Genomic DNA, 13,036 nt, shown 5'->3' with positions numbered 1-13,036 from the left:
GGATTAAGTGTTGTTGAGGTGGCAGATATAACGGCGAACCGCCGTGCAGACGATTCGGGGCAGTGGATGTATCTGGACGGTCAGGTGAGGAAACGCGAGTATTCGTCAGAGGAAGTCAACAGACAGACAGAGCAACGCAAGGCCACGCTGCTCAGTGAAGCAGATACCATCATCCGGCTTCTGGAGCGGTCGGTAAGGCTGAGTATGGCCACGGAAGAAGAGCGAACCCGGCTGTCGGCATGGGAGCGTTACAGCGTCCTGCTCAGCCGGGTGGATTCAGCGAACCCGGAATGGCCACAAAAGCCAGAGCAGTAAATACCGGAGAAAAGGATTTTACGTTAATCAGTAATTACAGGCAGAGATGATAAAAGCCGCGGAACATTGTATGCAGGAATGTGCTGCGGCATACCGGATAACTGCGTATGTTGTGGAGTTTTATTTGGGGCATATATGGGACAGAAACAGGCCTCAGATAGGCAGTGATATTGAGATCAGGATATTTTTGAAAAGATGCAACCATTTGAAAAAACATAGAAAACCCCAAGAAAACCACAGGATGAAAAAAAACACCTATGAATTATGGATTTCCAGTTATATTCGCTCGGCGCAGCGTTAGTGTTTCATGAAATATTTTTTCCTGAATCATCAACGGCAATGGCGTTAATTCTGGCAATGGGAACCTACGGTGCAGGTTATGTGGCGCGTATTGTCGGAGCATTTATTTTCGGCAAAATGGGCGACAGAATCGGGCGTAAAAAAGTGCTCTTTATTACCATCACTATGATGGGGATCTGTACCACCTTAATTGGTGTGCTGCCGACCTATGCACAAATTGGTGTGTTTGCGCCAATTTTGCTGGTGACGCTGCGTATTATTCAGGGGCTGGGGGCAGGCGCGGAAATTTCCGGTGCCGGTACGATGCTGGCGGAATATGCGCCAAAAGGTAAGCGCGGAATTATCTCCTCATTTGTTGCTATGGGGACTAACTGCGGAACCTTGAGCGCAACGGCAATCTGGGCCTTTATGTTCTTCATTCTCAGTAAAGAGGAACTGTTGGCGTGGGGATGGCGTATACCGTTCCTGGCGAGCGTTGTCGTGATGGTCTTTGCTATCTGGTTGCGTATGAATCTGAAAGAAAGCCCGGTCTTTGAGAAGGTTAACGACAGCAACCAACCGACAGCAAAACCTGCACCTGCTGGTAGCATGTTCCAGAGCAAATCCTTCTGGCTGGCAACAGGGCTGCGTTTTGGTCAGGCTGGTAACTCAGGTTTAATTCAGACTTTCCTTGCAGGCTATTTAGTGCAGACGTTATTGTTTAACAAAGCAATTCCAACAGATGCATTGATGATCAGTTCGATTCTCGGCTTTATGACCATTCCGTTCCTTGGTTGGTTATCCGATAAAATTGGTCGCCGGATCCCGTATATTATTATGAATACCTCTGCGATTGTGCTGGCGTGGCCAATGCTTTCTATCATCGTAGATAAAAGCTATGCCCCGAGCACCATTATGGTTGCACTGATTGTGATTCATAACTGTGCGGTGCTGGGATTATTTGCTCTGGAAAACATTACCATGGCAGAAATGTTCGGCTGTAAAAACCGCTTTACCCGGATGGCTATTTCAAAAGAAATTGGTGGTCTTATCGCTTCCGGTTTTGGTCCTATCCTGGCGGGTATTTTCTGCACCATGACGGAATCCTGGTATCCGATCGCCATTATGATCATGGCATATTCAGTGATTGGTTTAATCTCTGCGCTGAAAATGCCAGAAGTGAAAGACCGTGATTTAAGTGCACTGGAAGATGCCGCGGAAGATCAACCGCGTGTTGTAACAGCTGCGCAACCTTCAAGAAGTCTGTAAATCCTCCATCCCTTCTCTTACCGGAGAGGGGATTTTTTATTCATATAACAAAACATGCAGCTTGCCATATTTAAATTTAAGGAATTGTTATGGGAAATAATTTGTTATCAGCAAAAGCGACGCTCCCTGTTTATGATCGTAATAACCTGGCCCCAAGAATTGTTCATTTAGGTTTTGGTGCATTTCACCGTGCGCATCAGGGCGTGTATGCCGATATTCTTGCTTCGGAACATTACAGTGACTGGGGATATTATGAGGTCAACTTAATCGGCGGCGAACAGCAAATTGCCGATTTACAACAGCAAGATAATCTTTATACCGTTGCGGAAATGTCGGCCGATGTGTGGACGGCTCGTGTCGTTGGCGTCGTTAAAAAAGCCTTGCACGTACAAATAGATGGCTTAGAAACCGTGCTGGCTGCGATGTGTGAACCGCAAATCGCGATTGTCTCTCTGACAATCACCGAAAAAGGGTATTTCCACTCTCCGGCGACCGGACAGTTAATGCTCGATCACCCGATGGTCGTTGCCGACGTGCAAAATCCCCACCAGCCGAAAACTGCAACAGGGGTGATTGTTGAGGTGCTGGCTCGCCGTAAAGCGGCAGGACTTCCCGCATTTACCGTCATGTCATGTGACAACATGCCAGAAAACGGTCATGTTATGCGTGACGTTGTCACTTCCTACGCGCAAGCTGTTGATGTAAAACTGGCACAATGGATCGAAGAAAACGTGACTTTCCCATCAACAATGGTGGACCGTATTGTGCCCGCAGTGACAGAGGATACGCTGGCGAAAATCGAACAACTTACCGGTGTGCGTGATCCTGCTGGCGTTGCCTGTGAACCTTTCCGCCAGTGGGTAATAGAAGATAACTTTGTTGCCGGACGTCCGGAATGGGAAAAAGCGGGAGCCGAACTGGTTAGTGATGTGCTGCCTTATGAAGAGATGAAGTTGCGCATGCTCAACGGCAGTCATTCATTCCTGGCGTATCTGGGTTATCTTGCCGGATATCAGCACATTAATGACTGCATGGAAGATGAACATTATCATCATGCAGCGTATGCCTTGATGTTGCAGGAACAAGCGCCGACGTTGAAAGTGCAGGGCGTTGATTTGCAAGATTACGCTAATCGATTAATTGAACGCTATAGCAACCCGGCGCTACGTCATCGAACCTGGCAGATTGCGATGGATGGCAGCCAGAAATTGCCACAGCGGATGTTGGATTCTGTTCGCTGGCATCTGGCGCATGACAGCAAGTTCGATCTGCTGGCGCTGGGCGTCGCGGGTTGGATGCGTTATGTCGGTGGTGTTGATGAACAGGGAAATCAGATAGAAATCAGTGACCCACTGTTACCTGTTATTCAGAAGGCAGTACAAAGTAGTGCTGAAGGGACAGCGCGCGTCCAGTCATTGCTGGCAATTAAGGCGATCTTTGGTGATGATTTACCAGGCAATAGTTTGTTTACGACAAAAGTAACGGAAGCGTACTTATCTTTATTAGCGCATGGCGCGAAAGCGACCGTGGCGAAATATTCCGTGAAGTAAAAAAAGCAATGCCGCCATCGGCGGCATTCACACGCTTAGTTCATGCCGAGACGAATCAGGTCCAGTGGTGCCAGTTTCTCTTCACAACCTTCAACAACTACGGTTTTTCCGCGGCGGATTTGCTCAGCGGTCAGACCTTCAGTATCAATCGACAGGATCTTGCCAGTGTGACCGGTGCCGCTAACCATAACACGGCTGCCAGTGGTGATTGCGTTACGGTTACGATCGTAGGTCGTCATAGGTGTTTTCTCCTTTCTGATTTACAGTCGAAGCCCACGTAACGGGCGCAATATAAATACTCCTGTCGAGTGAAATATTTTTTGTTTTTGATCAAGCTCACATCTTTTTTGATGCATGCATGAGCCAGATGACGGAGGGAAAAACTCTCACCCCGGATGGGATGAGAGGAAATGAATTACTCTTCGCTAAACCAGTCGCTGTTTTCCTGGCGGATCTGGCGCACGGATTCGCTGATTTCCTGCAAATGTTGCGTCATTGCACGTTCTACCGCATCGCCATCACGTTTTTGCAGGGCAGAGAAAATCTCAAGATGCTGGCGTAACAGCATTTCTGGTGGAGAAACGTGGTCGAAACTCATATAGCGCACGCGATCAACGGTCGCTTTCAGGTTCTCAATGGTATCCCACGCCAGTTGACAGTCGGCAATCTGCGTCAGGAGTTGATGGAAGTTGTCATCAAGTTCAAAAAAATCATCCAGTTGCTTGCGCTCAATGGCAATGCGTTGCTGGTGAAGATTTTGTTCCAGTTGGTAGCACTGGCTTTCGGTAATCATGCTCGCCGCCCGACGCGCCACCGCGCACTCAATGGCCTGACGGATAAAACTGCCGTTGTGCACCTGGGCCATGGAAATTTTGTTGACGTAGCTGCCACGCTGCGGACGAATTTGAATCAGGCCGTTTTCCGCCAGTTTAATAAAGGCTTCACGAACCGGCTGGCGTGACACATTGAAACGAACAGAAACTTCTTTTTCCGACAACGGTGTGCCTGGTGCAATCAGGCAATGGACAATGTCGCGGCGAAGAATACGATAAATCTGCTGATTGACAGGCTGTGTGGGATTAAGTTGCGTTTCGACGGTCATTCGTTCTTGCTTGTGAGTGAGTTAACTGCATGAGTCTACCACTTTTTTGTGACAAGCAATAACCCGGCAGTTACGCCGGGTATAAAAATTACTGACGGTGGACATTCAGTCCGGCATAGCTTTGGGTAACCGGCATCATTTCCAGGGTATTGATATTGACGTGAGCAGGCAGCGTTGACACCCACCAGACGGCTTCGCTGACATCTTCTGGCGTCAATGCAACTGTGTTTTGATAGGTTTTTTCGGCTTTACCGTCATCACCTTTAAAGCGGACATTGGAAAACTCGGTGCCACCCACCAGTCCCGGTTCGATGTCTGTGACACGTACTGCCGTACCGTGCAGATCTGTGCGTAGATTAAGGCTGAACTGACGAACAAACGCTTTCGTCGCACCATAAACGTTACCACCAGCATACGGCCAGCTGCCTGCCGTGGAGCCAATGTTAATGATATGACCATGATTACGTTCAACCATACCCGGTAAGACGGCCCGCGTCATATATACCAGGCCTTTGTTGTTGGTATCAATCATCGTTTCCCAGTCTTCAACGCTGGCTTTATGCGCAGGTTCCATGCCCAGCGCCAGACCGGCATTGTTTACCAGGATATCAATATTGCACCACTCGGCAGGAAGCGATGCCAGCATCTCTTCAATAGCGGCGCGATTACGAACGTCCAGTTGGGCGATATACAGATTATCACCCAGTTCGTCTTTTAACTCCTGCAACCGCTCCTGGCGACGGCCAGTGGCGATAACTTTATGCCCTTGTTGAATAAAACGACGAGTAATGCATTCACCAAAACCTGCCGTTGCTCCAGTTACTAAAACGATCATCTCACTGTTCCTCAACGCTTTTGTGTGTCAATAACATAGCACGTGATGCTTAAGAGCGGGTAATACTGGTTTGCAAGATTGCACTCCGTTATCAGTAAGCCTACGCTATGGAACACCTCGCGTTCAGGAGAAGAAAATGACAACAATGAATCCTTTCCTTGTGCAAAGCACACTGCCGTATCTGGCTCCCCATTTTGATCAAATTGCCAATCGTCACTATCGACCGGCATTTGATGAGGGAATGCAGCAAAAGCGGGCCGAAATTGCCGCCATTGCGCTCAACCCGCAAACACCTGATTTCAACAATACTATTCTGGCACTGGAGCAGAGTGGGGAACTGCTGACCCGCGTCACCAGCGTTTTTTTTGCGATGACTGCGGCGCATACCAATGATGAATTACAGCGTCTTGATGAGCAGTTTTCCGCTGAACTGGCAGAACTGGCTAATGATATCTATCTGAACGGTGAATTATTCGCGCGAGTAGATGCGGTCTGGCAGCGACGTGAATCCGAGGGGCTTGATAGTGAATCCATTCGCCTGGTGGAGGTTATTCATCAACGTTTTGTCCTTGCCGGAGCCAAACTTGCACAAGCTGATAAAGCAAAATTAAAAGTTCTTAATACAGAAGCTGCGACCCTGACCAGCCAGTTTAACCAGCGGTTACTGGCAGCAAATAAATCCGGCGGTCTGGTTCTGGACGATATTGCGCAACTGGCTGGGATGAGCGAACAGGAGATTGCGCTGGCGGCAGAGGCGGCTCGCGAGAAAGGTCTGGATAACAAATGGCTTATTCCGCTGCTGAATACCACCCAGCAACCGGCGCTTGCTGAACTTCGCGATCGCGCGACGCGTGAAAAACTATTCACTGCGGGCTGGACGCGGGCAGAAAAAAATGACGCTAACGATACCCGTGCCATTATTCAACGGCTTGTGGAGATCCGCGCGCAGCAGGCAAAACTGCTTGGCTTCCCTCATTATGCCGCATGGAAAATCGCCGATCAGATGGCAAAAACGCCAGAAGCAGCACTCAACTTTATGCGGGAAATTGTTCCAGCGGCGCGTCAACGTGCGAGCGATGAATTAGCCTCCATACAGGCGGTTATCGATAAGCAGCAGGGCGGGTTTAGCGCGCAGCCGTGGGACTGGGCATTTTATGCCGAGCAGGTAAGACGTGAGAAATTCGATCTCGATGAAGCGCAGCTCAAACCTTATTTCGAATTAAACACGGTGTTGAATGAAGGCGTATTCTGGACTGCGAATCAGCTCTTCGGTATTAAGTTTGTCGAACGTTTTGATATTCCTGTCTACCATCCTGACGTTCGTGTGTGGGAAATTTTTGATCATAATGGCGTGGGGCTGGCGTTATTTTACGGTGATTTCTTCGCCCGTGATTCAAAAAGCGGCGGTGCATGGATGGGCAATTTTGTTGAGCAATCAACGCTGAATGAAACGCATCCGGTAATTTATAACGTCTGCAATTATCAGAAACCCGCTGCCGGTGAACCTGCGTTGTTACTCTGGGATGATGTGATAACCTTATTCCATGAATTTGGTCATACGCTGCACGGCCTTTTTGCCCGCCAGCGTTATGCCACGCTTTCCGGTACCAACACGCCGCGTGATTTTGTCGAATTTCCGTCGCAAATCAACGAACACTGGGCAACGTATCCGCAGGTATTCGCTCGCTACGCCCGGCATTATCAGAGCGGGGCAGCAATGCCTGACGAACTGCAACAGAAAATGCGTAATGCCAGCCTGTTCAATAAAGGGTATGAGATGAGCGAACTGCTTAGCGCCGCGCTTCTCGATATGCGCTGGCATTGCCTGGAAGAAAACGAAGCAATGCAGGAGGTAGATGATTTCGAATTGCGGGCGCTGGTGGCGGAAAATATGGATCTTCCTGCTATACCGCCACGCTATCGCAGCAGTTATTTCGCCCATATTTTTGGGGGCGGATATGCCGCAGGTTATTACGCTTATCTGTGGACGCAAATGTTGGCCGATGATGGTTACCAGTGGTTTGTTGAGCAGGGCGGATTAACGCGTGAAAATGGGCTGCGTTTTCGCGAGGCGATCCTTTCCAGAGGTAACAGCGAAGATCTGGAACGCCTGTATCGACAATGGCGCGGTAAGGCACCTCAGATTATGCCGATGCTGCAACATCGTGGCTTGAACGTATAAACACAACCAATGGCTGGCCTGGATTTATCGCCAGACCAGCCTCGTTATAGCAGTAATTGCAGCAGCTGGGCGAGGGCAAACCTCACCGCTAAAGCTAATACCGTTTCGCAGTCGCCAGCAAAATGCATAACCGCAGTGTAGTTCTGGCCTTTAATATGCCACGCGAACCAGACGGTACCCGCTGGCGTACCATCTTCACCGCCCTCCGGTCCGCCGTAGCCGGTAATGGCAATACTGACATCAGCATCCGCACGCTCTATGGCACCGGTTGCCATTTCTGCTGCCACTTTCTCACTCACCGCAGAATATCGTTCAAGAGATTGCTGGCTTACGCTGAGGATTTTCATCTTTGCCTGATCGGTGAAAGTAACAAATCCTGCACCGTAAAATTTGGGTGTATCTTCAGCTGCACACAGGGCGCTAGCCAACTTACCGCCGGTGCATGATTCGGCGGTAGTTAAGCGTAATTGATCCGCGATAAGTCTTTGACTCAACGCGGATGTCAGGTTTTCAATAGTGTCGGTATCTGCGAGTTGTACAATTTTATCTTTATTAATGTTCACTGTTTTTTGTCCACGCTATTATATGTAAAGGTGATTTGCTTTTTCTGTATGCTCGTCCAATATAATAATTTTCAAACATATAAATCCGATTATTCTGAAAATATGTTTAAGACTCTTCAATCTTCTTAACTTTAGTGAGTTAAATTCTCTGAATATTTGACAGCTAGTTGGCTGATTTTAAATGCCTTATAACAATTGGCAGTATTCTTATTTGGCAATTATAAAAATAGCAACCAGACTTAATAAGTCAAACCAAACGCAATTAAGGAGTTAGTATGAAATTTCAGTCCATTGTATTAGCAAGTTTTCTTGTCATGCCTTATGCGTTGGCAGATGACCAGGGCGGTTTAAAACAGGATGCAGCGCCACCGCCGCCTCATGCAATAGAAGATGGCTATCGCGGAACCGATGATGCAAAAAAAATGACCGTTGATTTCGCAAAAACCATGCATGATGGCGCTTCGGTTTCACTACGCGGTGATTTGATTTCTCACAAAGGAGAGGACCGTTACGTTTTTCGCGATAAGAGCGGTGAAATTAATGTTGTTATTCCTGCGGCAGTCTTTGATGGACGAGAAGTTCAGCCGGACCAGATGATCAACATTAGCGGCAGTCTGGATAAGAAAAGCGCGCCGGCCGTCGTTCGGGTCACTCATTTGCAGAAATAAAAATAAATTAGCCTGATGGCCTGAACTACTGGGCCATTAGGGTATTGGGTTATGCTATTTGTCATCCTTTTAATTGCGATAATGCAGAGTTAATTTATAGAATTAAACACTTTTTTATCTGCTGATTTTGTTTTAAATCACAATGTTATCTCAGAGATGCTCATAACTTCGGATTTCTATGAAAATATTGACGTAATTTTGCTTTTCTCTCGTTAGAATAGCGCGCACAAGGAACTGTGAAAAAGGAGTGGCAATGATCAAGAAGACAACGGAAATTGATGCCATCTTGTTAAATCTCAATAAGGCTATCGATGCCCACTACCAGTGGCTGGTAAGTATGTTTCACAGCGTGGTCGCGAGAGATGCCAGTAAGCCAGAAATAACGGATAACCATTCTTATGGACTGTGCCAGTTTGGTCGGTGGATTGATCATCTGGGGCCACTCGATAACGATGAATTACCTTACGTTCGGCTAATGGATTCTGCCCATCAACATATGCATAACTGTGGTCGGGAATTAATGCTGGCTATTGTTGAAAATCGCTGGCATGACGCACATTTCGACGCTTTTCAGGAAGGATTGCTTTCTTTTACTGCGGCATTAACCGATTACAAAATTTATTTGCTGACGATCCGAAGCAATATGGATGTTTTGACGGGATTGCCGGGTCGTCGGGTTCTTGATGAATCCTTTGATCATCAGTTACGCAACGCTGAGCCTCTGAAACTTTATTTAATGTTGTTGGATATTGACCGATTTAAATTGGTTAATGATACCTACGGGCATTTAATCGGCGATGTAGTATTACGCACCCTGGCAACTTACTTAGCCAGTTGGACGCGTGATTACGAAACGGTTTATCGCTACGGGGGCGAAGAATTTATCATTATTGTCAAAGCGGCTAATGATGAAGAAGCATGTCGTGCAGGTGTCAGAATTTGCCAGTTAGTCGATAACCATGCCATCACACATTCTGAAGGGCATATCAACATTACCGTGACAGCAGGTGTGAGTCGCGCATTTCCTGAAGAGCCTCTGGATGTGGTCATTGGAAGAGCGGACCGGGCAATGTATGAGGGTAAGCAAACCGGAAGAAATCGCTGTATGTTTATTGACGAACAAAACGTGATTAACCGAGTTTAAGCTCCGTTTAACATTCATTGAGAAAACTGATGCTACTGTGTCAACGATCCGTTATCAGTGCAGGAAAATGCCTGTTAGCGTAAAAGCAAAACACAAATCTATCCATGCAAGCATTCACCGCCGGTTTACTGGCGGTTTTTTTTCGCCATCATAAAAATCAGGCCCCTTGTACGCAACTGTAACAAGGGGCCGGTTAGGTAAGGGATTATCTCCGTTCATTAGTCATCCCATTTGTGGCTGAAATACGCGGCCAGAAAACCAGAAAATAAAATTATTCCCAGTACGGCCATAAAAACATTCATATTACCCAGCATTATTTGCCTCCGTTTATGGTGTGGTGTGTTTCCTCGCTTACCTTAATTTTCATCTCAATGAGAAAGATATTAGCAGAGGTAACCTAAACGAAGGATGAATTAGGTGATTAATGTGAAGGAGGACGGCTGTTTTTTCTGTATTGCGAAGGAGATAATAAAAAACGCTGTAGAAAATGATGCCTTAGTAAGGCTGAATTGCCAAACCCCGTCAGCTCGGCAATTTTATCGATGCTGAAAGCCGAATTTTGCAGATAATCCTGCACGCGAATTAACCGCTCATTAAGCAGCCAGCGGGCAGGTGTCATACCCGTTAAGGCGGCAAAACGTCTTAAAAAAGTGCGTTGGCTCATGTTCACTCGCCCGGCAAGAGAGGCAACGGTATGCGTTTGCGCCAGATTTTGCTGTAAAAAGTCGAATAATGCGCCAAACGTCTGGCTTTCTCTCGACGAAGCCATCGGACGCGTCATGTTTTGTGGTTGTTCTCCGTGGCGATGCGGCTGGATGACTAGCCGTTGGGCGACATTGTTTGCAATTTCGTGCCCATAATCTTTACGCACGATATGTAAGCACAGATCGATCCCTGCAGCACTCCCTGCGGAAGTCATGACTTGTCCTTCATCCTGATATAAAACATTGTCACATACATGAATAGAAGGGTAACGATGTTGGAGTTGTTCAGTGTAGCGCCAGTGGGTGGTCGCTTTACGCTGGTGAAGAAGGCCTGCGGCGGCAAGAACAAATACACCAGAACATATCGATACCAGACGAGTTCCTCGCTGGTGAGTTTCGCGTAACGCCTCACATAGCATCTCTGGCACCGGTTCATCTACTCCACGCCAACCGGGAATAATAATCATATCGGCGTCGGCAAGTAACTCCAGCCCTCCATCCGCAACCACCCGGATCCCACCAGTGGCTTGCAACGCACCGGCTTCTACCGCAGCGACAGCAAACCGATACCAGTTATCACCCATTTCCGGGCGTGGAAGGCCGAATATTTCAACTGCGACGCCAAATTCAAAAGTACATAGCCCATCATAGGCCAAGACAACGACCAGGGGGCGTTGTGAAATTGTCATCATTTTGCGCTTTTCTGGCATATCGAGAGGCGGTAAGTGCAAGGTTTGTCGGTTACATTATTGTTAACACAATAAACCAATAGGAAAAAGCACTATGCATTATGTCACTGAATTTACAGCCGCGACGCCGGACATTGCCGAAGCGCATTTTCTCATACGCCTGAGTCTTGAAACAGATTGTGCCGATGTTCATGACTCTCTGGCGTACGTTGGTGATGACTTCGTTCTATTGCATGTGGTTGGGTGTGAAGAAAACTTCGCCCGCAGGCATATTCCCGGCGCGATTCATTTGCCCCATAAGCAAATGACCTCAGAGAGAATGGCTCAATGGTCGAAAGATACTCTGTTTGTGGTGTATTGCGCGGGACCACATTGTAATGGAGCAGACCGGGCGGCACTCAAACTGGCCCAGCTAGGAAGGCCAGTTAAAATCATGCTCGGCGGGATCACCGGCTGGGAAGATGAAGGCTACGCCTTTGCAACAGGAAAATAATGAGTAAAGCCGTGGCAGTGAGGCACGCCCATCAACATGCCACAGGCGGCCCCCAGGATTTTGCACGAATGCCTTTCAGCATTAACACCCACGCGGCAATGATTACCATCGCCAGGATGATAAACAACGTGGAAGGGGGCATGTTCGTGAGCACCACTCCGCTGACTAATGGATTAACTGCTGCGCCAAGCCAGCCCAGTGACTGGGCGGAAAAATAGCTGGCTTTCATTCCTGGCGGCGCAATATGGTCAATCAACATATACTCGCCCGGCGCATAAATGATTTCACCGACAGTAAATACCGCAGCTGACATACCCCACAATAGTAGGCTGTTGCCGGAAAAAATAAAACCAACCAGACCGATGACGAAACAGAGGGTGCCTGCTGTCATCAGCGCGCGGATGTTAGCCGGGTTAAGGCGGCGGCCCACGGAATATTGCAACGTAACTACCATGGCAGCATTAACCGGAAGAACAACCGCGACCACCTTTTCGGCAAAATCCCCATCAGCAATCACCATCACATATTGTGAAATGCATGAAGCAAATGCGCCGCTAACAAAAGAAGCCAGAAAACCAGAGCAGGTAAACCACAACAGTGCTTTATCTTGTAATAAAACTTTCGGCGACCAGACACTGCCTGTTTCCGTGGCGATGATTTTCTCGCTGCGCTTTACCCAAATTTGAATGAAAAGCATGGGAAACGCGGAACAGATAGCAGCCAGCCAAAAAGGCAGATTGATGCTCTGCATGACCAACAGCGTGCCGAGCGGCGGACCGATGGTCCAGCCAATGTTTAACATGGTGTAGTTGATTGAGAAAATCTTCGTTTTGCTGGTGGACGAAAGATTGTCGGCAAACCAGGCTTTCAGCACGGTAGCAAAAACGGAGTAGGCGCAGTTAATAAGGGCAAAAAAGAGCACCACTAGCGTCACGTTATTCACTAAAGGAATGGCAATAAAACCGCTAGCGAAGGCGGTAATTGCCAGTAACATATAGCGTTTCTTGTCGAACTTATCCGCCAGGATGCCAAAACCGAGGCTAAAAACGACGCCAATAGTGAGCGCAATTGTCATCGCATAACCGATTAGATCGACACTCAGGCTGTACTGGCGACTCAAGTAAATGGTCATAAATGGCAGCGTAGCGCCGCGTCCGATGGTTAATAACAACGACGAGGCAAGAAGGGCGCTGGTAGAGCGTCGTAGGGATAAGTTCATTTGTCTGTCCGGCAGTGCGTTTCG

14 protein-coding genes and 1 pseudogene are annotated in these 13,036 nt (G+C 47.9%); 7 read left to right on the top strand and 8 right to left on the bottom strand.

The window, feature by feature from the left end:
• The 3 genes and pseudogenes from AACU19_RS20955 to AACU19_RS20945 form a co-directional block, all read left to right on the top strand.
• The coding region (locus AACU19_RS20955; RefSeq protein WP_105278486.1) for a tail fiber assembly protein at positions 1 to 315 on the top strand (315 nt) is incomplete at its 5' end.
• Positions 316 to 579: 264 nt separating this feature from the next.
• Positions 580 to 1,863: pseudogene (gene ydfJ, locus AACU19_RS20950) on the top strand (MHS family MFS transporter YdfJ); the annotation flags it as partial.
• Between the two features lie 89 nt (positions 1,864 to 1,952).
• Entirely contained in the window at positions 1,953 to 3,413 is a 1,461-nt protein-coding gene (locus AACU19_RS20945) for a mannitol dehydrogenase family protein (protein ID WP_105278484.1), read from the top strand.
• 35 nt (positions 3,414 to 3,448) lie between these two features.
• On the opposite strand, the gene ydfZ is transcribed toward AACU19_RS20945, so the two are convergent.
• From ydfZ to ydfG, 3 genes are all read right to left on the bottom strand, one after another.
• Complete coding sequence (gene ydfZ, locus AACU19_RS20940) at positions 3,449 to 3,652, bottom strand: putative selenium delivery protein YdfZ (RefSeq protein WP_000214712.1); 204 nt, start codon at positions 3,650 to 3,652, stop codon at positions 3,449 to 3,451.
• A gap of 176 nt (positions 3,653 to 3,828) precedes the next feature.
• Positions 3,829 to 4,515 (bottom strand): DNA-binding transcriptional regulator rspR, encoded by a 687-nt coding sequence (gene rspR, locus AACU19_RS20935; RefSeq protein WP_000215540.1) that lies wholly within the window; start codon positions 4,513 to 4,515, stop codon positions 3,829 to 3,831.
• Between the two features lie 88 nt (positions 4,516 to 4,603).
• Entirely contained in the window at positions 4,604 to 5,350 is a 747-nt protein-coding gene (ydfG, locus tag AACU19_RS20930; protein WP_000636571.1) for a bifunctional NADP-dependent 3-hydroxy acid dehydrogenase/3-hydroxypropionate dehydrogenase YdfG, read from the bottom strand.
• A gap of 136 nt (positions 5,351 to 5,486) precedes the next feature.
• Here ydfG and dcp point away from each other — a divergent pair, with 136 nt between their 5' ends.
• On the top strand, positions 5,487 to 7,532 hold the full coding sequence (gene dcp, locus AACU19_RS20925) for a peptidyl-dipeptidase Dcp (RefSeq protein WP_001353191.1): 2,046 nt from the start codon (positions 5,487 to 5,489) through the stop codon (positions 7,530 to 7,532).
• Positions 7,533 to 7,576: 44 nt separating this feature from the next.
• Here dcp and AACU19_RS20920 read toward each other — a convergent pair whose 3' ends face one another.
• A complete protein-coding gene (locus AACU19_RS20920) occupies positions 7,577 to 8,095 on the bottom strand; it encodes a 2-oxo-tetronate isomerase (RefSeq protein WP_001024558.1) in 519 nt (172 codons plus the stop codon).
• 275 nt (positions 8,096 to 8,370) lie between these two features.
• Here AACU19_RS20920 and ydeI point away from each other — a divergent pair, with 275 nt between their 5' ends.
• Complete coding sequence (gene ydeI / locus AACU19_RS20915; protein WP_105278483.1) at positions 8,371 to 8,763, top strand: YdeI family stress tolerance OB fold protein; 393 nt, start codon at positions 8,371 to 8,373, stop codon at positions 8,761 to 8,763.
• A gap of 253 nt (positions 8,764 to 9,016) precedes the next feature.
• The gene (gene dgcZ / locus AACU19_RS20910) at positions 9,017 to 9,907 is read left to right on the top strand and encodes a diguanylate cyclase DgcZ (RefSeq protein ID WP_105278482.1); all 891 of its coding nucleotides are present in this window, start codon (positions 9,017 to 9,019) and stop codon (positions 9,905 to 9,907) included.
• A gap of 114 nt (positions 9,908 to 10,021) precedes the next feature.
• Here dgcZ and mgtT read toward each other — a convergent pair whose 3' ends face one another.
• The 3 genes from mgtT to ftrA all read right to left on the bottom strand — a co-directional run bounded on the left by mgtT (position 10,022) and on the right by ftrA (position 11,300).
• The gene (gene mgtT / locus AACU19_RS20905; protein ID WP_241957767.1) at positions 10,022 to 10,126 is read right to left on the bottom strand and encodes a protein MgtT; all 105 of its coding nucleotides are present in this window, start codon (positions 10,124 to 10,126) and stop codon (positions 10,022 to 10,024) included.
• Complete coding sequence (gene mgtS / locus AACU19_RS20900) at positions 10,126 to 10,221, bottom strand: protein MgtS (RefSeq protein ID WP_000901367.1); 96 nt, start codon at positions 10,219 to 10,221, stop codon at positions 10,126 to 10,128. The genes mgtT and mgtS overlap by 1 nt, the downstream gene beginning before the upstream one ends.
• Before the next feature lie 107 nt (positions 10,222 to 10,328).
• Positions 10,329 to 11,300 carry a transcriptional regulator FtrA gene (ftrA, locus tag AACU19_RS20895; RefSeq protein ID WP_122990223.1) on the bottom strand — a complete coding sequence of 324 codons (972 nt, stop codon included), beginning with the start codon at positions 11,298 to 11,300 and terminating at the stop codon, positions 10,329 to 10,331.
• A 94-nt stretch (positions 11,301 to 11,394) separates the two neighbouring features.
• On the opposite strand from ftrA, the gene AACU19_RS20890 reads away from it, so the two are divergent.
• Positions 11,395 to 11,793 carry a rhodanese-like domain-containing protein gene (locus AACU19_RS20890; protein WP_000559548.1) on the top strand — a complete coding sequence of 133 codons (399 nt, stop codon included), beginning with the start codon at positions 11,395 to 11,397 and terminating at the stop codon, positions 11,791 to 11,793.
• 31 nt (positions 11,794 to 11,824) lie between these two features.
• On the opposite strand, the gene ydeE is transcribed toward AACU19_RS20890, so the two are convergent.
• Positions 11,825 to 13,012, bottom strand: a complete 1,188-nt coding sequence (ydeE, locus tag AACU19_RS20885) for an efflux MFS transporter YdeE (RefSeq protein WP_105278481.1) — start codon at positions 13,010 to 13,012, stop codon at positions 11,825 to 11,827.
• Positions 13,013 to 13,036: the final 24 nt, after the last annotated feature.

Source organism: Escherichia sp. MOD1-EC4550, from assembly GCF_963876935.1.
Lineage (GTDB): Bacteria > Pseudomonadota > Gammaproteobacteria > Enterobacterales > Enterobacteriaceae > Escherichia > Escherichia coli_F.
This window is presented reverse-complemented; position numbering and strand designations above follow the sequence as displayed.